Raw genomic sequence first — 21,526 nt, forward strand, 5'->3', positions numbered from 1 at the left:
GCGAATTTATGCAGGATATTACCGAATTTTTGGCTCGCTTGGATGCTAACTGAAAGTAGGTTTTGAGGATTTAGACGATCGCGCTATAGCTGGATGCGATCGCAATCATCGTATTATGGCGATTTCCACTTAGTTGACACTCCCCGGCGTACAGCCTTGGGGATTCTTGGTTCAACGAGTCCACTTACCACAATCTAGTTGCCCAAATTATGCCAGAGATGGTTCTCTTTGCAAGCTTTCACTCCATTACAGAAGTCTGTTTCGGTATGCCCTACCGTACAGTTCAAAACTTAAATTCTAGTTTTTCTGGTACTTGTTGCATGAACATTTTACCTGTTGGTGCTTTTCCCAACAGAACGCCATATGTTCAGTTTTCAAGGTGCGCTACTCCTTCGAGTACTGGGTGTTTAATGTGGTTGATTACCCTGACCACAAAGAAATTTTAGCACAAAATAAAGCCGTCCTAGAAGGACGGGGCTAACAACCCAATTTTTTGGTAAACCGGCTACCAAGCGAGTAAAATCTATACATCTCAAAAAAGAAATGTTATAATAGCAAACTTTTAAAGGTATAGGATGACGGGTGCGACGGGGTTAGAGCTGCTGGGTGTAACAATAATTAACGCTTGTTGCTAGTTATCTTTTTAGGGCTGCTAATAGCTAATGCTATAACCGAAAAATATTATTATGAGCAATTAGCAATTAGCGATTAGCAATGGGAGCAAACAATAATAGTTATAACTAGCAACTTGGGTTAATTAGATAAATACAGAGTATAGCTTGGATTCGGCTCGGGTTTAGACTAGGGTGTCCCTTGACTGTTGGTAACTACATAACAATTGCAAATAAAACTATGATTTTTGAAACTAGCATCACCGATTGCCAACAGATAGAGTCAGGATGGAGGGAGAGCGAACAGAGGGTTAAAAATCTGATTGCTAATATCCCAGGGGTAATTTATAGCTGCGCCTGGGACGCGGATCGGAGGATAGAATTGATTGGAGATGCGATCGCAGAAATTACCGGCTACCCTGCATCCGATTTTATTCAAAATAAAGTCAGGACATTTGCCAGTATAATCCATCCGGCAGACTCCGAGCGGGTCAAGACAATAGTTGGTGAAAGTGTAAGCGCACGCCGCCCTTACGTTCTCGAATATCGGCTGCTCCATGCAGATGGTAGCATCAGATGGGTGTATGAAAAAGGACAAGGAATTTTCTCCAAGTCAGGCAAGGTTTTGTTCCTAGAGGGAATTATATTTGACATTAGCGAAGAAACCGAGCGCTGGAATAGGGAAGGCAAACAAACCGAGTTAGCGCTGCAAGAAAGCGAGTATCGGTATTACACCTTAACCACAATATCTCCAGTTGGTATATTCCGCACCGATATCGAGGGAAACTGTTTATACGCTAACCCGAAATGGTGCGAAATATCGGGACTCAAACTTGAGAAAATTATCGGAAAAACTTGGTACGAAACCATACACCCCCACGAGGGAGAGCGAATTACCAAAGAATGGAAGCAATGGGTCACTGTAGAGACGTTGAGTCCAAAGTCTTTACAGGTCTTTAAAACCGAGTATCGGTTTGAGCATCCAGATGGAAAAATTACCTGGGTACTGGGTCAAATAGTGGCGGAAAAAGATAGTCGGAAAAAAGTTATTGGCTATGTAGGAACGCTGACTGAAATTACCGATTACAAGCAGATAGAAGCACAGTTGCGGCAAAGCGAAGCCAAAAATAGACCAGTTATAGAATCGATTCCAGAATTGCTCGTTGTTTTTAATCGAGATGGCGCTATTTTAGAATGCAACGCCTCAGGAAAATTATGGCAAAAAGGCATGTTTGATTTAGAAAAAGCGCTAATCTCCGGCGAAGTTAAAAACTGGGAGTATCGCTTACCGATTAATGAAAATTTGCGTCACCGGGAAGCGAGAATTGTGGTTTGCCGTTCCCATGGGAATGACGAGGTTTTGGGTATTATCCACGATCTAAGGGATGCCGTAGGCGCAGAACAGGTAAAAACAAGGGTTATTGCCTGTTTCAAGCAGCAAGCTCAAATTCTCGACCAGATACACGATGCAGTCATTTCTACAGATATGCGTGGATACGTGACAAGTTGGAATCAGGGTGCAGAAAGATTGTATGGATATTTGGCATCCGAGGTTTTAGGCAAGCATATCTCATTAATTTACCCAAACGATCGCCACGAGTTTCTGCAAGAGCAAGTAATTCAACCTCTGCTAGAAAAAGGAACTCACGAAATCGAGCATCCGATGCTAAACAAGGCAGGGGAAGAAGTATACATTCACCTTAAGCTTTCGCTGCTAAAAGACAGCCAAGGTCGCACAAATGGGATGATTGGCTACGGGATGGACATCACTGATCGCAAGCGAACCGAAGAAAAATTACGCCAAAGTGAAGCGAGAAATCGCGCTTTCCTGGAGGCGTTACCAGATTTGATCTTTCGCATCAGTAAAGATGGAATTTTTCTCGATTTTCACGCAGACAACACAAGCAAGCTGTTGGTGTCTGATGGTTCGTTTATCGGTCAAAGCGTCTGGGATATCCTGCCGCCAGAAGTAGCACAGTCAACTATGTGCTGTGTCGAGCGAGCATTACAAACTGGTCAAATTCAATGGTTTGAATATTGGTTGCCCAAAAATGGCATTCATCACGATTACGAGGCGAGAATTGTCAAAAGTGGAGCAGATGAAGCTTTAGCGATCGTGCGCGATATCACCGAGCGCAAGCAAGCTGAAGCAGCGCTTAAACAAAGCGAGGCAAGTTACAAGGAACTTGCCGAAAGCATCAGCGATGTTTTTTTCGCAATGGATAAAGATTTTAGATATACCTATTGGAACAAAGCTTCTGAAATTTTAACTGGAATTGCAGCCAAAGATGCTATTGGGAAATCGCTGTACGATCTGTTTCCGGATGTGAGAGGAACAAAAGCAGAACAGGTATATATCGAAGCTTTAAGAACGCAGTCATCCCAAAGTTGTATTGTCGAGTATCAACTGGAAAATGGCAACTACTTTTTTGAAATCAGCGCTTATCCTTCAAGTAGAGGAGGACTCTCTGTTTTTGTTAAAGATATTACGGAGCGCAAGCAAGCCGAAGAAGCACTGAGGAAATCGGAACAAAAACTTTCGCTCCACGTGCAGCAAACTCCCTTGGCGGTAATAGAAGTGAACAACAAGTGCGAAATTGTGGAGTGGAATGCGGCGGCTCGTGCAATTTTCGGCTATAGCAAAAGTGAAATTATCGGAAAAAGTGCCTTTCTGCTGGTACCGGAATATCTGACAGAGCAAATCAGCCAAATTTGGCAAGATTTGATGGCGCAAAACGGAGGGAATCGCTGCACCGCAGAAAATATTACCAAAGATGGCAGAATTATTATTTGCGAGTGGTACAATACGCCTTTAGTTGATGGAAATGGCAACTTTATTGGTGTTGCCAGCTTGGCACAAGATGTGACTGAGCGGGTGCGAAGCGAACAAACTTTACGGCGACAAGCTGAACAAGAACGCCTAGTGGCGGCAATTACGCAACGAATTCGCCAATCTTTGAACTTAGAAGAGATTCTCAACACCGCCGCCGGTGAAGTGCAGCAATTGCTGGAATGCGATCGCGTGTTAGTGTATCGGGTATGGCCCGAAGGAACTGGTAGCGTAATTACAGAAGCAGTCATGCCTGGTTGCAAGGCTATTTTAGGACAAGCTTTCTCAGAAGAAGTGTTTCCACAAGACTGCTACGAACAGTACAAAAGCGGACGAATTCGCGCCGTTTCCGATGTGAAAACAGAAGTATCGCCTTGTTTAGCCCAAATGTTGCAACAATTTGCCGTGAAATCGAAACTGATCGCACCGCTGATTCAGGGAGACGTACTTTGGGGATTGCTGATTGCTCATCAATGCAGTGCAGTACGACAGTGGCAACAGTTTGAAATTGGTTTGTTGCAACCTTTGGTAGAGCAACTAGCGATCGCAATTCAACAAGCTTCCCTATTTGAACAGCTGGAAGTTGCCAACACTGAGCTAAAACGTTTAGCTTGTTTAGATGGATTAACTGGTGTGGCGAACCGCCGCTACTTTAACGAATATTTCAACCGCGAGTGGCAACGCTTGGCAAGGGAGCAAGCACCCCTAGCTTTAATTTTGTGCGATATCGATTATTTCAAACAATATAACGACACTTACGGTCATGTAACGGGGGATTTGTGTTTGAAGCAAATTGCCGGTGCTATCGAGCAAGCGGCGAAGCGTCCGGCGGATTTAGTAGCTCGCTACGGCGGCGAAGAATTTGCGATTATTTTGCCGAATACAAAAGCTGAAGGCGCTTTGGCTGTGGCGGAAGAAATTCAAAGCTATGTAAAAGCGTTGCAAATTCCCCATGCTAAATCCCAAGTTAGCGAGTACGTTACGTTGAGTTTAGGGATTTCGGTTACGGTTCCGACGCCGAAATCTGCTTTTGAACAACTAATTTCTACGGCTGACCAAGCACTGTACGAGGCGAAATTCCAGGGACGCGATCGCGCAATTTTGAAAACCTTCCGCTAACCGATTACCCTCGTTCCCTGGATCTGCCTGGGAACGCCATTACCCATTACCAAAATCAAATATATTCCCCGCATTCATCTGCCAAATAACATAAAGCTCGAAAGCGCAATCCTACAAATTGCTCGTAGAAAGGATTCAGCTTACATAGAGGAGGAATGTGAAAGAGCGTATGCCCAAACACCTGAATATCTCGCTCAAAAGGACAACTTGCTGGTATAATTTGGCAAAGCGCCCGCGCCACTTTGGGGTTGTGAAATTCTACTGCATCAACCACCTGGCGCAGCGGTTGAAAACAATTAGATATCGCTTGGAAACAAGTAGTTAGAAATAAATTAATTGGACAAGAGATGCTCATAAAAATAACCTTTGCAGATAATCTATCTCCTTAATTCCAAAGTATTTAATTTGAAAATGTTAATTCGTATATTTTGATACATAAGTTTTATAATGATGCTAATTAAGGATTAGAGCCATCCGATTTTGGCATAAAGTCGGTGCATTGCTGTAGAATCAAAGCTTTGGCACCGATATGCCTCCCTTCCGCTTCGCGAACGCTTGCACTAACTGACCTTTCGTGAGATCTTTGAGAGCGGTAACAAGCGAGTGAGAACAGTTGACTATAGCTTCCAGGGTCGAAAATAGGAACAAATGCCTAAAGCAGGCTATGCCAACCCAGGGTAGTCAACAAGCGACCTCAACAATAATATAATATTAAGATTTGAAAACCCAAGGTTTTATATATGCCCAAAGGTAGAAAAACAGCAAATCCCGATGAAGTGTACGGAGACGATACAAGTGACGCCAACGAAATCGTGTTAGAGCTGGAAGAGGCATTTCTGGTCATTTTACTGTTAGCGAATGACGCCGATGGCGAAGTGGCTCCAGAAGAAAGGCAAGCACTCGCGGTGACGCTGGAACGGATGAATTTATTTAAATATTTGTCAACAGAAGAAATAGAAGAAATGTTCGATCGAACTAGCAATATTTTTGAGCAATATAGCGTAGATACTATTTTTGATGCGGCGAAAAAGGCGCTGGCAATGGAACTGCGGGAAACGGCTTTTGCTGCGGCTACTTATCTAGTTTTTGCGGATGGAATTGTGACTGAAGAAGAAGGGAATTTTTTAGGTCAGCTTTGGGGAGATTTGGAGATTTCAGATGAAACGGCTCAAAAAATTATAGAAGTGATGGAAATCATGCATCGGGCGTAAAAGAGGGTGCGATTGCACTAGGCATGTAAGCAAAGAAACCGGGTTTCTCTGAAAAATAGTTGATGGAAATGAGATATAGCCGGAAGAAACCCGGTTTCTAGGATCGTAGCGCGTAAGTCCTGATATACTGGACTCAGAGACAAAAAATATCAACAGAAACTTTATGCCTACCTATAAATTATATGGCTACTTATAACGAAGTACTGATTCAAGTTAAAAGCCTCACCCGTGATGAACAACTTCGGCTGTTAGAAGAATTAGCAGGGTTAATTCGTCAGCGGGTAATTAGCCAGAATCAGGATGCAAATTTGAGCAACTCGCTGCGTCGGCAGAAAATAGTTGAGATCTTGGAAAAAATTGCAGCGACTAATGTCTTTGCAAACATTAGCGATCCAGTTGAATGGCAGCGAGAGTTACGTCAAGATCCTAAATTGCTATAATGACAACAATCCTAAAAATATCACTAAAGAGTCTATGTATACTTACAACGAGGTATTGAGTGGGGCGAAAACTCTGACGCCAGATGAGCAACTGCGGCTGTTAGAAGAATTAGCAGCGTTAATTCGTCAGCAGGTAATTAGCCAGAATCAGAGTACAAGCAAAGAAATGCCAAAGCGAAATTTAAACAAATGGTACGGATTTTTACCCAAGCGCGTGGATGCTTTGGAGTTTCAGTTAAAGCTGAGACAAGAATGGGATGACTAGATATCTGCTAAATACTAATATTCTTTGGCGTGCCAGCAAGGAGATTCAAATATGGAGAAATTAGACCGCATCACTATCAATCCTAACGTTTGCCTGGGACAACCGACAATTCGGAATATGCGAATTACCGTTAGCTTCGTCATCAAAATGCTGGCAAGTACTCGGTCAATACAAGCAATTTTAGAAGCTTATCCAGAACTAGAAGCAGAAGATATACAACAAGCACTCGAATACGCAGCCTGGGCAGTGGCGGATCGCGTTTACCGCATTCCAACAGCTTAAGGAGAAATTGTGACGGCGCTCAAACTTATTGGAGACATGAATATTTCTCCACAAACTGTTACGGCGTTACAAGAGCAAGGGTGGGACATCATCCGAGTTATAGATGTTTTACCTGCCACCGTATCGGATGCAGAAATCCTCAATTTTGCCCGTCAGGAAAATCGAGTAATTGTTACTCACGATTTAGATTTTTCCATGCTAGTAGCATTAAGCGGCTACAATCAGCCAAGTTTAATAACTCTGCGATTATCCTCTACCGACCTCAACACCGTCAACCAAAAATTGTTAGAAATACTGCCACAGGTAGAGCAACAACTTCAAGCAGGAAGTGCTATTACGATAGAAGATACAGCAGTGAGGATTCGTCAGTTACCAATTTGATGAAAATGCGATATGCCTCCGGCACGCTACGCGATCGCGCGCTGGGGAATGGGGATGCGATCGCATTTTTGCAGGGGCGATCGCATGGTGGGAAATGGGGATGCGATCGCATCGTGGGGAATGGGAATGCGATCGCATTTTTGGGGAAGAGGGAAAGGTGCGATCGCTTATTAAGTAAAAACTGCGGGAATTACCTTAATCCCCTTCTGGGCAGCTACATAAACTCTATGTCTGCCACTATATACTTCGTAAGGGGGCTTACCCTTGTGGAGTGCGATAGGATCTGTTTTGCTGTGAAGTAGGCGTTCGATAGAGTCAGGAGATTTTTCTATTGAGCGGATTTTACCCTCATTTAGTTCACTTCTCTTGGGAACTCTAATATCTGACATTTTTACAGGTTTAGTTTCCATGTTTTTTCTCCCTATTTTACTAATTTTTAACTGATTGGTTACGCATCCACTGAGCTAAACGTTCTAGTTGCTGTCTCGCCAAACTTTTGATTGTTGGCTGTCTTTCCACATATTGAGCTATGCTAGGGCTAATCTGGTAGTAAAGGCTAACTAGCTGTTTACCGACTGGATTGGTTAAGAGTTTTTGATCTCGGAAATTGCGGAATGTGTCTAAATCTGGGTGTGTGGAAGTTGAGTAAGCTGCTGTGGCGATGAAGCAGCTACCAGTAGAGTCCAATGTTAGAGGACAAACCTCAGTAGAGGAAATTTCGTCAAGAGCATTCCTTATTCTTGCTAACCTCTTATCATCTAACTCTTTAATAGATCTTTTTTTCAATTCTTCAATAGCTTCACGATTGCTATCAATATGGCCTTTATACCTATTTACAATTTTTCTGAGAGATTCGTATGTTTCAATTGTTTGAACATCAAAGGAAGATTCGTACTCAGACAACTTATCGAAAATAAGTTGAACTTTTTCTGCCAGAAATGCTTTTGTAACTGAGTCGGTATAGCACGCCTGGATACCTAGCAAAATATTAGCTACATCCAACAGAGTTCGAGAATAAATGATTGATGTCTCTCTGGGAGTTAAAGAGATGTCAATTGGTATCTTTACTTTGAGGGATCGAGCCTCACATTTGCTAAACACCGCATAGGCATCAAGGGCATCTATATAATTAGCGAGAGCTTGGGTAGTATTTTGCTGTTTTTCATAATAAGCAGCCCTTTCACAAAGTCGCTCTACTTCCTTTGATGCTTGATCTGCGTGCCTGTCCAAAAAGCTGAAATCTGTCATTGTCACCCTCTATAGCTATTATTGGTATTATGATTGCTTGCTGAAAATCATCACTGGGACTTTGAGAGGCCAGTAAATTAGTTGGTAAAAGAGGTATCGATAAGGTTTTAGTACGCCATGTATAATTAGCGGAAGCATGATATTTGAGAAAAAATTGTTAGACCACTTATCTATGATGGAACCTAATATCATGACAGGGAATATAATTACGCAAGCTATAATAGCCATAACCATTGAACCATACTTGGCTATTCTACGAATAGTCAATTCACCTTTGGGTAAAGAAGGATCGATTTCATCTAGTATTGCCATGTACAAAAATTTATCAAACATATTTCACCTGACGTAAATTTAGTGTAATTAATGAAGCGATCGCTCGCTCTTAAACCTCTCCCCATCCTTGCCGTTGTTGCGGTGCGTTACACTTCGTTAACGCACCCTACATTTCTACTTACTAAAGCCGTCTCCCCGTACTTGCGTAGTAATCAGCTTTACGCATTGCCTCGTCCTTTGAAGAGGCTTTACCAGCAAACTCCGTGGCGACATATACTTCGCCAGTATCCTTGTCCCAATAAACTTCATAGGGCGTAGAACCCGATGGCGTTTTAACCTCACCAATTTTCTTTTTAGCCATAACTACTCCCTTAATTTGTAGTATTCAACTATCTGAAATGAAGCGATCGCTCTTAACCCTATTTCCATCCTTGCCGTTGTTGCGGTGTGTTACACTTCGTTAACGCACCCTACACTTTTACTTCTGTAGCTGTACAACCATTTACCCTGGATGACGCTTATCTTGCAGCCGATCTAGTTGACTCAAAATTTTGACAGCAGATATACAGTCTTTATCTCGCTCTTCCTGAGCGCATTTTACCAATTCTGAAAGCTTAGTACCCCAAACGCTTCTATTAATTTGGTTTCTACACTTGCCCCCATATTGCTTTAGTACTTCTTCAACAGTGCAATCACCTAAGCCAAACTTTTCTATGAGTTCCTTTGCTTTTCCCATTTGCCTTCTCGTTTAGACTGCTAACTTCGGTGGAGTAGTGCTTACTAGGACGATATTATCTGCCCAAGATTTAGACCTGCTAGTCGGAAATGTCGGGGATTTTAAGACCCAACTTTGTCGGAAATGCCGGAAATGTCGGAAATATCGGATACAATACGGGAAGCTGTGGGATATCGCCGATCTATGGACATCGCAGAAATCATGAAGCTTGCAGACGAGCTAGTTTTTGCTCATACGGGAAAACACTTAGATTATCTGCAACAAGCCATACTGCGTGGGACATTACAAGAGCAGAAATACGGAAAAATCGCAGAAGAAACCCACGTAAGTGAAGGTCATGTTAGAGATGTTGCTTATGAATTATGGAAAATATTTTCAGATGTATTTGGAGAACAAATTAGTAAAGCAAATTTTAGGGCTAAAGTTGAAAAATCTTTACTCTGCAATGTAACATTCCCTTTTGGGAAAACCATTCAAAGGATTGGTAAAGTAAACATTTGTCCAGAAATAGGTCAATCGCACACACCCACACCACAACCCCAAGAAACTTCAACTCAATCACATATAGACTTAGGCGACGCACCCGAAATATTTACTTTTTACGATCGCACAGACTCACTCACCACCCTGGAAAACTGGATATTACAAGATCGCTGTCGCATCATCGCACTTCTAGGAATTAACGGAATTGGCAAAACTACCCTTTCATTGCGACTGATAGAACAAATCAAAACCCATTTTGAGTACGTCATTTATCGCAGTCTCCGCTTTTCCCCAACTTTGAATGCAACTCTAACCAACTTGCTGCAAATCTTCTCCCAAGCAGCAGATATTCCCGACAGCATTGAAACGCAACTTTCCCAACTAATCGACTACCTACGCAAGTATCGCTGTCTAATTGTCCTCGATGACGTACAGATGCTTTTTAGTGAGGGACAACTGGCAGGTCAATATAAATCTGGTTATGAAGATTACCGTCTCTTTTTCAAACGCATTTCAGAAGGTTGTCATCAGAGTTGCTTGGTATTGAATAGTTGGGAAAAACCTAGAGAAGTTGCCGAACTAGAAAGAAAAAATAATTGCGTGCGTTCTTTCTTATTGGGAAGTTTAGGCGTTGCAGCTAAAGAAATTTTGAGAGAGCAAAACTTATCCGATGAAGATCGTTGGGAAACTTTGATCGATACCTATCAAGGAAATCCTCTCTGGTTAGAGTTGACTGCAAGCTTGATTCAAGAGTTATTTGGGGGTAGGGTTGAGGAGTTTTTGCAATGCGATGCGCTGATTTTAGACGATTCTTTGAAAGCACAGTTAGACCAACAATTTCAGCGGTTAACGCAGCAAGAACAGGCGGTGATGACTCAGCTTGCTAATGCCAGCGAACCCGTTGCTTTACCACAAATTTTCCAGACTGTCCAGTTATCGGCTTCTGATTTATTAAATGCCATGCGATCCTTGGGAAGGCGGTTATTATTGGAAACGCAAGAACAGGGGAAGACAACCTTTTTTAGTCTCAATCCTGTTTTGAAACAGTATGTGAAAACTCGCTATTCTTAGCAGAGATATTTCATTCTTACCCATCCCGCCCGGAAATAAATTTCCGGGCTAATAGCTGAAGTCGGTTAAAACCGACTGTAACCTGGTATCTAAGAATTTCAGTCCTCTAAAGAGGACTTAAGCTATTAGCCAGGGAATTTATTCCCTGGCGGGTATATTGGCGGCTTGTAAAACTTCTACGAGAGTTCCCATTGTCTCGCATTCCTCAAAAAAGGCTTCTAAAGCTTCTTGTACAGACTGTTTAGCTTCTTCTGGGGTTTCCCCGAAACTGGAAACATCTAGATCTGGGCAAAGTCCCACGTACAACTCTCCCTCTTGGAAGATTTCAATTCGCACTTCGATGCGCTTTGCCACAACTTTTCAAACCTCCTGCGACCAGATATTTCTAGCCTTTTGTCAACTACGGTAGCACAGAAACCAAGTGAACTGTGGCGAATAGAAACCCGGTTTCTCCAACAATACCTTCGCCAAAATTCGACACCCTTAAGGGTGTCGCTATACAAACTTTGGCTGCGGAGGCAGCCTGTAAGAATTTCAGCCCGCGAAGGCGGGCTTCGTCTGTGTAGCCCCACCCTTCAGGGTGAGGCAGCTACACATTATTCTATCCCTTCAATCCGATCTTCAACCTCTTGATACAATTCGCGCAACATTTGCAAGTTGCTTTCGCTGGTTTCCCAATAACCGCGACCATTTACTTCAAGTAAGGTTGCAACCACTTTGCGGAAGGAATGAGGATTGAGATTCATCAACCGCTGCCGCATGTTTTCATCCTGAATAAACGTCGCGTTTGTATCTTCGTAAATCCAGTTATCGACAGCGCCAGCAGTTGCACTCCAACCCATTGTATTCACCAACCGCTTGGAAAGTTCGCGCACTCCTTCGTAACCGTGACTTAACATGCCTTCGTACCACTTGGGATTTAATAGTTTGGTACGCGCATCTAAACGCACGGTTTCTGATAAGGTGCGAATTTGTGCGTTTGCGGTTGTAGTGTCGGCAATGTACGACGCGGGGGTTTTTCCATCACCGCGCAAACTGGCGACTAGCTTGGTGGGATCTGAGTCGAAATAGTGGGAAACGTCTGTTAAGGAAATTTCCGAAGAATCCAGGTTTTGGAAGGTGACATCGGCGGTTTTGAGGGTGGTTTCAAAAATCTGCCGCGATTGTTCCATCATGCCGGGATTATCGGAAGAGAAGGCAAAAGATTTGCGCTTCAAATACATTTCCTGCAACTCGGATTCGTTTTCCCAGGTGCTGTTTTCCACTGCCAGGTTGATGTTAGAAGAATAGGAACCAGAGGCGTTAGAAAATACCCGCGTTGCTGCTTGGCGCAGGTTGATTCCCATTTCTTCTGCCTGTTGCAAGGCGTGTTTGCGGACGTAGTTCATTTCCAATGGTTCGTCTGCTTCTGCTGCCATTTTTACGGCTTTATCTAACAGACTCATTTGGTTGATGAACAAGTCGCGGAATACGCCGGAACAGTTAATTACAACATCAATCCGAGGACGCCCTAATTCTTCTAACGGAATTAGTTCTAATTTATTCACTCGTCCTAATGCATCGGGGACTGGTTTTACACCCACCATCCACATGATTTGGGCGAGAGATTCGCCGTAGGTTTTGATGTTGTCGGTTCCCCACAAAACGCTGGCAATGGTTTCTGGATAATTGCCTGTATCGGCTTTCTGACGCGCTAGAAGGCGGTCTACGACAATTTTTGCCGATTTTACCGCTGCGGCGGTGGGAATCGATTGCGGGTCGAGGGCGTGGATGTTTTTACCTGTGGGTAATACATCGGGGTTGCGGATGGGGTCGCCGCCGGGGCCGGGAAGGATGTATTCTCCTTCTAAAGCGCGCAATAATGCACCGAGTTCGTTATCTGCACAGACTTGTTTCAGGCAGAATTCTAAGTATTCAAACAGCGGTTTCATTGCGTCTGGGTCTACTTTTTGATAACCCAGAGAATGCAGTGCTTCGATCCAAGGTTCTTTTTTGCCCATATTAAAGAAGTTGAGCTTAGAAACCAAGGAAACGCGACCATCGGCGTCGGTTTGTTCTTTGACTAATGCACTCACAGCAGCGCGCGTTGCGAGGGTGATTTCTTGCAGCAATTGCACATCTTCTAAGATGCCGCGATCGCTATTCGCATAAACCTCGTCAATATCCCGCCCAATGCTGTTAGCAATTATCCGAGGCAGGCTGAGGATTTCTTCTTCGGTACGATCGAGACTGGCAATATTTACCAGGGTGGCGATCGCTTCTTCTGCACTCGGCGGTTTCCCAATCACGTGCAGTCCGCAAGGTAACAACCGCGATTCAATTTCCATCAATTTGCGATAAACCGAACCGACCAAAGTATCCCGTTCTTCGGCGGTTAAATCTTTCGCATCTTGTTCTGGCAAATTGATATCTTTGTCCAAATTCACCAGGCGGCATTTATCCATGATGGTGTTGACAATTGGAATGCCGCGTCCGGTGTCTTTTAAGGTTTGGTAAGAACCAATTAATTCGCTCAGTTCTTGCAACCCTTTGTACAACCCAGCATTTTCAGCCGGAGGCGTTAAGTAAGAAATCGTTTCAGCATAGCTGCGACGCTTGGCAATCGTCGCTTCGCTGGGATTATTTGCCGCGTAGTAATACAAATTGGGAATCGTCCCAATCAAACTATCTGGATAGCATTCACCAGACATTCCGATCTGTTTTCCTGGCATGAATTCCAAAGAACCATGGGTGCCAAAGTGCAAAACTGCATCGGCTTTCCAGATTTTTTCCAGATAAGTATAGTACGCCGCAAACCCGTGGTGGGGACTCGCAGAACGAGAGAATAACAACCGCATCGGATCGCCTTCGTAGCCAAACGTAGGCTGTACCCCGATAAATACATTCCCAAATTGTTTGCCGTAAATCAACAAATTCTGCCCATCGCTATTGAGATTTCCAGGAGGTGGTCCCCAGTTTTCTTCTAAGCGTTCGGAATAGGTCGTCAGTTCTTCATATTCCGGTACGGACATGCGATAGGCAATGTTCAATTCCGGGGTGGCATACTGCGCTTGGGCGTCGTGAATCACTTCTTGCATCAAAGCTTCAGCTGATTCTGGCAATTCTGGCAAGTCGTAGCCGTTATTTTTGAGGGCTTTCATTACCTCATAAATCGAGCCAAACACGTCCAAATATGCCGCAGTTCCCACATTTCCTTTATCGGGTGGGAAGCTGAAAACTGTGATGGCAACTTTCTTTTCTAGTTTGGGACGACGGCGCAGATTTGCCCATTTTAAAGCGCGTTGGGCGACGGCTTCGATCCGATCTTGGAGAGCGATCGCGCGCCCCGTCGTTCCATCCCGCCCGGATAATATAATCGGTTCAATTGCCCCATCTAATTCGGGAATTGCTATTTGCAAAGCTACCTGAATCGGGTGCAATCCTAATTCGCTATCTTGCCATTCTTCCGTCGTCTGGAACACCAAAGGCAGCGCCACCATGTAGGGGCGATTCAGCCGCTTTAACGAATCAATTGCTTTAGGATGGTCTTGCCGTGCGGGGCCTCCAACTAATGCAAACCCGGTCAAAGATACCACAGTATCGACAATAGCAACCGGGGTTTTACTTGACGGATCGTAGAAATAAACATCCACGGGTTTAGAGAAGTCTAATCCACCCGCAAATACCGGCACAATCCGCGCGCCCATTGCTTCGATTTCCTGCACCATTGCCACATAATGGGCATCATCCCCCGTGACTAAGTGAGTGCGTTGCAATACCAAACCAACGCAAGGTGCTAGGGGATCTTTTAGATCGGAGGAAATATCTTTGCGGCTGTTGTACCAGTTGAAATACTCTTTAACATCCTCAAACATTTGTGGCGCTAAAGGATGCCAAATCCCCATATCCGGGTAAGTACGAGGCTCTAGGTATTCCGCTTTACCTAGTTTGCCTTTATACACATATTTATCCGCCAGCATCAGCAGGAAGTTTTCCAGGTTTTCGCTCGAACCGCCCAGCCAATACTGGAAGCTGAGCATAAAGTTGCGAGCGTCCTGGGCTTTATCCATTGGCAGGTATTTCAGGACTTTGGGTAAAGTTTGTAACAACTTTAACATCCCGTCTTGGAACGAACCGCCGCCGGATTTTTCCTTGCGCTTCCGCATGAATTGGGCGATCGCTCCCTTAGATTGTCCCAGTTGCGCCATCGAGAAACTACCCATTTTATTCAGGCGCATCACCTGGGGCATCGAGGGGAAAACGACGGCAACATCAAGGGTGTCGCGGTGCGGTTCCACTGCGGCGACGACCTTTTCTGCCAAATCTTCGATAAAAATGAGCGAGGCGATGAACACATTCGCTTCGCTGACATCGCGCTTGAATTCGGCGTAATTTTCCGGATCGCGCAGTTCTTCGATTAAATAACCGCTAATTTCAATCGCCAAGTTGGGGTTATTGTCGTTAATCGAACGCACCGCCGCCGAGAGGGCGCTTTGATACTGAGGCTCTAACACGACATAGACCACCTTCAGTAACGATCTGCCCTGGAGGCTGGCGGGCGCAATATGTCGAATGGTGGACTTGACGTGAGTGAACATGCTTGTTTGGCTCCTTGTTGACGCGCGTTCAAGGGATTAGCTGAGAGCGATCGCTCTCAGGTTGGAATATGAGGCACCTATGTGGTTTTACCAGAAAATGCCCGTTCTGTGGGAGTTTTGACCCCCAACTGACACAATTTGATATAAAAAATGAGATATTTTTTTACATTACTTGACAAATATGGCGAATAATGGTTATATTTCTGTTGAAAATTATTTTTAATTATTAACAGTTTGTCGCCGTTAAAACTGTCTCGTTAGTTGGGTTTCAGCGAATTATGTTTATATGGTTAAACTCGACTGTAGGGGGAAAACGAAATACAATAAACGATTTTCTATGGCAGACTGAGGTTAAAACTAATATAAATATTTTTGATATTAACTATACTAAATTTTTATCTAAACGGATTCTGAAACGGATTGACTTTAAGGATATCTAGCAAGGTTTGTGCTTTATCTCGCAAATTACTAGCAGCCAGCTTCTTAGCATCTTTCTGTGCTTGTTTGGTGTAAACCAGATCCCAGCTCACCATTCTAACTCCCGCTCGCACTCATCGATCGGCGTTGCTAGTCCTTCCCGAATCGATTCTCGCATCCCTGGAATTGACAGAAGATAGAGTGTTTCCTGCACCGATGCCCAATCAGCTTCAGACAATAGCACTGCATTTTTACCCTCTCCTGTAATCACAATGGGTTGATGTGACTGGCTTACCGAATCGATCAAATCCTGCAACTTCTGTTGAGCTTCACTGACTGGGATCATAATAACTGGGTCTTGCTAGATCTTGTCTGCTGATTATAGCCACTCCCTCATTATGAACGATTGTCTCAATTTCGGCTGCCAATTTCGCGAACGATCGCTCGAATAAGTGAATTATGCCTATATCCTTGACTAAAGCGTAATGTCATCGAGTAGCATTAGTCCTTCATCCACGTCAGAAAAGTTTTCTGTAATTTCTTCCAATGTGGCAAGTAGTGAAAGCAGAGAACCGGGGCGAATCGGTTCGATGATTAATCGATTTCCTTCTTTGCGTAACAAAACTTCTGTGCCAGGTAGCGCAAATTCATGGGGAATCTTCAGGACTTGATCTTTTCCATCGCTTAACAGACAAACATGGCATGGGTTTAGCATAAAGCAATCTCCTTCAAGTCATCTACCTTGAAGATTTAATCTTATCAAGAACCTGCAAAATTTTCTTGGCACAGGCAAGTGCCTGATCTTGGGTTTCGCACTCTGATGCAAGGTGTGTGAGTGCGCAAGCGAGTGCGTGCCTGCGGCATATCGCTTGCGCTGAAGCAATCGCTGGGGTCACGCAGCATTATTCCATATAAATATTAGATCGCGATCGCCTAAGTCCTGTCCTGCAAAAATTAAGCGCGATCGCATTACCGCAACTCCCGCCGCTCAGACAAAGTGCGATTTGTAAACACGCCCTAGTCCTGGACATAACACTCTGCTAATTGCCACAATTATGAGCAGAGTAGAGATTTCAGCGCCATGCCAGACCCCGAAAATCGACCCAGAGAATACGATGCCGTCAAAGGCGGTCAAAATTCAACCCCGATCGATGCAGCAGTCTTAGGAGGCATCAAGGGCGTTAAAAGTCGCTTATCTTCGACCGTACTCAAAGTCAGAATCGCCGCACTTTCTGAAGCGCTGAAATATGGAGAAGCAGGGTTAGATTTAGTTGTGAATGCATTGCAGGATGAATCAATGCAAAAAAGTTGGTTTCTGCGAAGCATGACTGACACTCATCATATCTATGAAAACCTTCAATTCAAACAAATCCTGTCAATTCCTGCACATCGCGATCGAGATTGGAAATTTGGAACTTTGAGAGCCTTGATGATAAAAATAGCCTCGCAATCTGGGGATGTTGCTGCCGATTTCTCTAGCACTAATAATCCTAACGGGGTTTGGAGTTACGGATGGGCAGAAAGTCTGCGATCGCCTTTTATCCTCAGCAGAAACCCCAGAGTTCGGGAAGGTCTTGACTCCTGGTGCGGCAACCGTGCCCCTGATGGCAACCCCGGCGTCTATCACAACGCGACGGGCATCCCGATCGTACTCGGCACTACGACCCGCTTTGAACCCGGTCAATTAGCTTTACATCCAGGGCCTGCCGGTGAGTATGGCTTGGTGCGCTGGACTGCACTGGAAGCTGGTAACATCTCGCTCGCCTCAGTATTTACTGGTCTAAATTTTGTCGGGCCAACAACGACTGATGTACATATTCTCCACAAGAATCAGTCTATTTTCGACAACTTTGTTGAGGGCTTTGGCGATAGCAGCGCCGCGCGGTTCGATACCAATCTTGCGGTACTTCAGGGCGATACAATCGATTTCGCCGTGGGCTTCGGGAGGAACCGGACGTACTACCATGACACTACCGGACTCGCGGTGACGATTGCACTGAGAGTGCCTTAGTCACTAGGATCTGATTTTTTGCGGTTAAGTCTTTAAAATACAACAGTACCGCTTTGAAAGCTGATCGATAGACTGCGATCGCTGAGTCATTTTATTCGATTTACAGCGGATTGCTTGCCTCGTCTTGGTACAGCCTTAAGGCTTCGTTTGTGTAGCGGCACCCTTAAGGGTGCCGCTACACAAACTTTCGGTGTACCTCATACGGCTGCAATCCGCTGTAAATGCGTAGCAGCTTATTAGCCTAGCTCAAGTAGAGTACGCCATTCCACAGGCGTACTCTACTACATCCTCCATGTAACTCCCGCAACTTGTAAAAACCCTACTCATAATGCGTCCACATCCGCAAAATTTTCACCGTATTTTCAGATTCAATCACCTCGTACACCAGACGATGTTGAATGTTGATTCCCCTCGAATATGCACCCTCCAAATCTCCCACCAATTTCTCGTATGGTGGCGGATTTTGAAACGGATTGACTTGAAGGATCTCTAGTAACGTTTGACGAAAAACAAGAGATTCAACTGCTATTAATTCAATATTTGAGAGCAGAACTTCGGGAGGAGATATATAACAATTTCAAGCTCAGTCAAGCCGAAGAGCAAAACGGTGAACTGAATTTTTCCTCTGATATTAACAAACTCAAACAACTGGTAGAAGAGTGATAATAGAGGTTAGTTTTAGCTTTTCATATGATGTCCGTTGAATTGCCCGTAATAAAAAAACCTCACAGAGTTGTTGCGTAGGGACACGGCATTATAGATATCTCGGACAAACAGATAACGTTAATCGTGCCGTGTCCCGGCTGATGATTGAGGGTAATCCTTTCAAAAAACGAATCCAGGGAAATGAAGATTTAGAAGCCAAATTTTGGCAAAAAGTAGAGCAATTTGTCAATGACCCTTTTGAAAAAAGCTTGAAAACTCATAAGTTGTCAGGGAAGCTGAAAGAATTCTGGAGTTTCAGCCTAGAATACAACTAAAGAATATTGTTTTATTTCACCGATGACGGAAAAGCTGTTTTTGTTGATATTGGTAGTCACGACGAGGTTTATTAGGACTTCACTGGTAGCGAGATGCACACCCGACGCTGCGAGTGAAGGGTAGCTATCGCAAAGCGCGATCGCAACTACCGCACATTCAGTTTTCGGAAAATGTTGCGAAACCCATTCCTGGCTAATGTTTCTAGTTCCTGTCGTTCTGTGGCAGAGAATTCACTTTGGATCTCGGAACCGCCATCGAAATATACTTCTGTCAGTTTGCCTTGGTTGAAAAAGATCGTGCTGCCATCGTGGAATCGCTGAATTGCCACCACCTTACCATTTTCAAACCAATAGCCCATACCATCACCTAATTCCGTCAGAGACTCCGAAGCTCTTACAGGTCTGCCGTTGAGTCTGCAAACAGTATAGGTCATATTTCCTTCAACTCTGCGAGTTTCTCGGCAACCTTGGGTAATTTGTTCAAGTTGATACACCCGATGAGCGTAAAAACACTCCCCAGAAGAATTATCGCAAGTGGGCGCATCGTTCAATTCATTGGCTTGAAGCTGAGTAGCTCCAGCAAACAGAAGATTGACAGAGAACGCAACAGCAGCAAATTGTTTAATCACAGATTGGTTTGTTTGAAAAACACCGCTCTCACTATACCAAATCTCAAACAGCCGCCTGTCGGAAAATATACGGTATTTGATTTACTCAATACTGCTAATCGCCGACAAAATTTGGGGCGACGATTGCCAGTGCTTGATAGATATTTCGATTGTCAAAATCTCCTTAGAAGTGAAGGTAGCATAATACTTTTATTGGCTGTATTATACCCCATTATCATCCCCACAAGGCAAGTAGTCAGAATTGAGGACTGCTTCAGCATTGAAGGGATTTTCAACTGGAAACTCATCAATTCCTAGTCCCGTTTCAGCCGCAGTTAATTCCCTTGCATCTTGGTAGCACTCGTTAAATATTTCAGTAAAATATGGTTGCAAGCTTGGGCTTTCCTTAAATGCTTTTTTGATTCTTTGTCGATGCTCAACAATACTTGCTAACCAACTGTTTGAGCGTTTCTCTGCCTGATACCTATACTTGAGGAGATGGAGCAATAGAATTTTAAGGTTGCTGTAAATTGCCCGCTTCTCGCTCTTACCCATATCTTCAATTTCTTCAATCAAGTTTTCCCAGTCTACATTGGCGTAGTCTTGAGTCCGTAATTGTTCGACTGTAGTTTCAACCCAACCCACGAAATCAGTATCGTAGATACTTTTTTGGCTGGCTTGGAGTTCGGTTGTCACGAGAGTGTCTCCTGCAAGCGATCGCTTATTCTATTGTGACACAATCTCACTTAATGAAAGGCAAAATTTCAAACTCTGTACGAATCTCTAAAAGCGACCTATCTAAAAGCGGTTCAAAGTTCAAAAATGGCACGTAACGCTGCCGCTTGCGAGTTTTAAACCAGATTGAAATCAATTCTGGCAACAATTGTGGTATAACAATCAAAATTGAACTATATAGCCACAGCACCCCATGATGTTTGATTAAATCCTCATACATTACATCTACGGCTGGATTTTTACGTTCTCTCAAATAATCTCGGAACTTAAAATCACTCGTCCAAAATGTCAGGGGCAGGATTTTAAGTTCATCATACATATCAGTATCGCAGCCATAAATTACATGACTTGCATCATGAGCCAGCAAGATTTTAGCAAAATCTGGTGGTTGAGTACTGGGATGGGTAAAGTCAGAATTGACTGCGTAGTATTCCTCCAACCCTTCGCGGAGGGTTTGAGTGCTGTTTTTGTCGGTGTAGCGGGGACGCAGGCGATCGCTCATAACTCAACCTCAAGTACTTTCGATACGTAACCGTTTCGTAAACTATAATAACACTCATGAGCGAGACTGCCAAAAAACCAATGGGACGCCCCCGCAGCGTCCAATCCCATCAAGCGATTTTGCAAGCAACGCTGGAAATGCTGGCAGAAGTGGGATACGATCGCATGAGTATCGATGCGGTCGCATCCCGTGCAGGAGTTGGCAAAACCACCATCTACCGCCGCTACAAATCTAAAGAAGAACTCGTTGCAGATGCGATTGAAAGCTTAAGGGAAGAAATTGTCATCCCTGACACGGGTACTTTTTGGGGCGATATTGATGTGCTGATCGAAAATGCTGCAAAAATTACCCTGAATCCTTTGGGAAAACAAACAGTTGCAATGATTATTAGCAGCGCATCCAGCAATTCTCAGTTTGCTCAAGTTTACTGGACAAAATATCTACAACCTAGACGGGAAGCTTTTACCATTGTAATCGAACGGGCAAAAGCAAGAAATGAAGTTCAAGCAAATTTAGATTCGGGTTTAGTCTTCGATATGATGAGTGGAATCATGCTTTATGCGCTGATTTTTCCATCCACAACTGAAACTTGGGAAGCATACATTCGCCGCGCTTTAAATCTTTTTCTCAGAGATGTTGGAGTCTGAATAATCGCTAATTGCTCATTGCTAATTGCTCATTGCTAATTGCTAATTGCTAATCGGTAATTGCTAATAGTAATATTTTACAACTCTTAAGCCCCCCTT

At 43.9% G+C, this 21,526-nt stretch carries 22 protein-coding genes and 3 pseudogenes; 11 read left to right on the forward strand and 14 right to left on the reverse strand.

The features are described from left to right. The first annotated feature begins 852 nt into the window (after positions 1-852). Complete coding sequence (locus MiSe_RS08680) at positions 853-4,560, forward strand: sensor domain-containing diguanylate cyclase (RefSeq protein WP_226577538.1); 3,708 nt, start codon at positions 853-855, stop codon at positions 4,558-4,560. 55 nt (positions 4,561-4,615) lie between these two features. Here the strand turns inward: MiSe_RS08680 and MiSe_RS08685 are convergent, their stop codons facing one another. Further along, positions 4,616-4,915, reverse strand: a complete 300-nt coding sequence (locus MiSe_RS08685; protein WP_226577540.1) for a Mo-dependent nitrogenase C-terminal domain-containing protein — start codon at positions 4,913-4,915, stop codon at positions 4,616-4,618. A gap of 385 nt (positions 4,916-5,300) precedes the next feature. On the opposite strand from MiSe_RS08685, the gene MiSe_RS08690 reads away from it, so the two are divergent. The 6 genes from MiSe_RS08690 to MiSe_RS08715 all read left to right on the forward strand — a co-directional run bounded on the left by MiSe_RS08690 (position 5,301) and on the right by MiSe_RS08715 (position 7,313). Then, positions 5,301-5,771, forward strand: coding sequence for a tellurite resistance TerB family protein (locus MiSe_RS08690; protein ID WP_226577545.1), 471 nt, complete (start codon positions 5,301-5,303; stop codon positions 5,769-5,771). Positions 5,772-5,953: 182 nt separating this feature from the next. Beyond that, positions 5,954-6,211, forward strand: a complete 258-nt coding sequence (locus MiSe_RS08695) for a hypothetical protein (protein ID WP_226577547.1) — start codon at positions 5,954-5,956, stop codon at positions 6,209-6,211. Positions 6,212-6,245: 34 nt separating this feature from the next. Beyond that, on the forward strand, positions 6,246-6,476 hold the full coding sequence (locus tag MiSe_RS08700) for a hypothetical protein (RefSeq protein WP_226577550.1): 231 nt from the start codon (positions 6,246-6,248) through the stop codon (positions 6,474-6,476). 51 nt (positions 6,477-6,527) lie between these two features. After that, positions 6,528-6,758 carry a DUF433 domain-containing protein gene (locus MiSe_RS08705; RefSeq protein ID WP_226577552.1) on the forward strand — a complete coding sequence of 77 codons (231 nt, stop codon included), beginning with the start codon at positions 6,528-6,530 and terminating at the stop codon, positions 6,756-6,758. A gap of 9 nt (positions 6,759-6,767) precedes the next feature. Then, complete coding sequence (locus MiSe_RS08710) at positions 6,768-7,139, forward strand: DUF5615 family PIN-like protein (protein ID WP_264196405.1); 372 nt, start codon at positions 6,768-6,770, stop codon at positions 7,137-7,139. 12 nt (positions 7,140-7,151) lie between these two features. Beyond that, positions 7,152-7,313, forward strand: coding sequence for a hypothetical protein (locus MiSe_RS08715; protein WP_226577558.1), 162 nt, complete (start codon positions 7,152-7,154; stop codon positions 7,311-7,313). Here the strand turns inward: MiSe_RS08715 and MiSe_RS08720 are convergent. The 4 genes from MiSe_RS08720 to MiSe_RS08735 all read right to left on the reverse strand — a co-directional run bounded on the left by MiSe_RS08720 (position 7,310) and on the right by MiSe_RS08735 (position 9,396). After that, a complete protein-coding gene (locus MiSe_RS08720) occupies positions 7,310-7,549 on the reverse strand; it encodes a hypothetical protein (protein ID WP_226577562.1) in 240 nt (79 codons plus the stop codon). The two genes, MiSe_RS08715 and MiSe_RS08720, sit on opposite strands and share 4 nt — an antisense overlap. A gap of 19 nt (positions 7,550-7,568) precedes the next feature. Beyond that, a complete protein-coding gene (locus MiSe_RS08725; protein WP_226577564.1) occupies positions 7,569-8,387 on the reverse strand; it encodes a CFI-box-CTERM domain-containing protein in 819 nt (272 codons plus the stop codon). Positions 8,388-8,841: 454 nt separating this feature from the next. Further along, complete coding sequence (locus MiSe_RS08730; protein ID WP_226577567.1) at positions 8,842-9,021, reverse strand: hypothetical protein; 180 nt, start codon at positions 9,019-9,021, stop codon at positions 8,842-8,844. Positions 9,022-9,162: 141 nt separating this feature from the next. Further along, positions 9,163-9,396 carry a hypothetical protein gene (locus tag MiSe_RS08735; RefSeq protein ID WP_226577570.1) on the reverse strand — a complete coding sequence of 78 codons (234 nt, stop codon included), beginning with the start codon at positions 9,394-9,396 and terminating at the stop codon, positions 9,163-9,165. 132 nt (positions 9,397-9,528) lie between these two features. On the opposite strand from MiSe_RS08735, the gene MiSe_RS08740 reads away from it, so the two are divergent. Next, complete coding sequence (locus MiSe_RS08740; protein WP_307731287.1) at positions 9,529-10,950, forward strand: ATP-binding protein; 1,422 nt, start codon at positions 9,529-9,531, stop codon at positions 10,948-10,950. A gap of 138 nt (positions 10,951-11,088) precedes the next feature. Here the strand turns inward: MiSe_RS08740 and MiSe_RS08745 are convergent, their stop codons facing one another. From MiSe_RS08745 to MiSe_RS08765, 5 genes and pseudogenes are all read right to left on the reverse strand, one after another. After that, positions 11,089-11,304, reverse strand: a complete 216-nt coding sequence (locus MiSe_RS08745) for a type II toxin-antitoxin system HicB family antitoxin (protein ID WP_226577572.1) — start codon at positions 11,302-11,304, stop codon at positions 11,089-11,091. A gap of 242 nt (positions 11,305-11,546) precedes the next feature. Beyond that, the gene (locus MiSe_RS08750) at positions 11,547-15,527 is read right to left on the reverse strand and encodes a magnesium chelatase subunit H (protein WP_226577575.1); all 3,981 of its coding nucleotides are present in this window, start codon (positions 15,525-15,527) and stop codon (positions 11,547-11,549) included. Between the two features lie 404 nt (positions 15,528-15,931). Next, positions 15,932-16,057 (reverse strand): annotated as a pseudogene (locus MiSe_RS08755) (type II toxin-antitoxin system RelE family toxin); the annotation flags it as partial. Beyond that, the gene (locus MiSe_RS08760; protein WP_226577581.1) at positions 16,054-16,290 is read right to left on the reverse strand and encodes a type II toxin-antitoxin system Phd/YefM family antitoxin; all 237 of its coding nucleotides are present in this window, start codon (positions 16,288-16,290) and stop codon (positions 16,054-16,056) included. The gene MiSe_RS08760 and the pseudogene MiSe_RS08755, both read right to left, overlap by 4 nt. 129 nt (positions 16,291-16,419) lie before the next feature. Beyond that, positions 16,420-16,659, reverse strand: coding sequence for an antitoxin (locus MiSe_RS08765; protein WP_226577583.1), 240 nt, complete (start codon positions 16,657-16,659; stop codon positions 16,420-16,422). A 366-nt stretch (positions 16,660-17,025) separates the two neighbouring features. Here MiSe_RS08765 and MiSe_RS08770 point away from each other — a divergent pair, with 366 nt between their 5' ends. Further along, entirely contained in the window at positions 17,026-17,955 is a 930-nt protein-coding gene (locus tag MiSe_RS08770) for a hypothetical protein (RefSeq protein ID WP_226577586.1), read from the forward strand. 319 nt (positions 17,956-18,274) lie between these two features. Here MiSe_RS08770 and MiSe_RS08775 read toward each other — a convergent pair. Beyond that, positions 18,275-18,457, reverse strand: a pseudogene (locus MiSe_RS08775) (Txe/YoeB family addiction module toxin); the annotation flags it as partial. 304 nt (positions 18,458-18,761) lie between these two features. Between MiSe_RS08775 and MiSe_RS08785 the strand changes: the two are divergent. Beyond that, a pseudogene (locus MiSe_RS08785) lies at positions 18,762-19,010 on the forward strand (type II toxin-antitoxin system RelE/ParE family toxin). Positions 19,011-19,081: 71 nt separating this feature from the next. Here the strand turns inward: MiSe_RS08785 and MiSe_RS08790 are convergent. The 3 genes from MiSe_RS08790 to MiSe_RS08800 all read right to left on the reverse strand — a co-directional run bounded on the left by MiSe_RS08790 (position 19,082) and on the right by MiSe_RS08800 (position 20,780). Then, positions 19,082-19,564 (reverse strand): hypothetical protein, encoded by a 483-nt coding sequence (locus tag MiSe_RS08790; protein ID WP_226577594.1) that lies wholly within the window; start codon positions 19,562-19,564, stop codon positions 19,082-19,084. A 201-nt stretch (positions 19,565-19,765) separates the two neighbouring features. Beyond that, positions 19,766-20,239 (reverse strand): DUF29 domain-containing protein, encoded by a 474-nt coding sequence (locus tag MiSe_RS08795; protein WP_226577597.1) that lies wholly within the window; start codon positions 20,237-20,239, stop codon positions 19,766-19,768. A 46-nt stretch (positions 20,240-20,285) separates the two neighbouring features. Next, positions 20,286-20,780 (reverse strand): hypothetical protein, encoded by a 495-nt coding sequence (locus tag MiSe_RS08800; protein WP_226577600.1) that lies wholly within the window; start codon positions 20,778-20,780, stop codon positions 20,286-20,288. A gap of 56 nt (positions 20,781-20,836) precedes the next feature. Between MiSe_RS08800 and MiSe_RS08805 the strand changes: the two genes are divergently transcribed. Continuing rightward, a complete protein-coding gene (locus MiSe_RS08805) occupies positions 20,837-21,427 on the forward strand; it encodes a TetR/AcrR family transcriptional regulator (RefSeq protein WP_226577602.1) in 591 nt (196 codons plus the stop codon). Positions 21,428-21,526: the final 99 nt, after the last annotated feature.

Origin of the sequence: Microseira wollei NIES-4236 (assembly GCF_020521235.1) — a bacterium.
In the GTDB taxonomy this organism is placed as follows: domain Bacteria; phylum Cyanobacteriota; class Cyanobacteriia; order Cyanobacteriales; family Aerosakkonemataceae; genus Microseira; species Microseira wollei.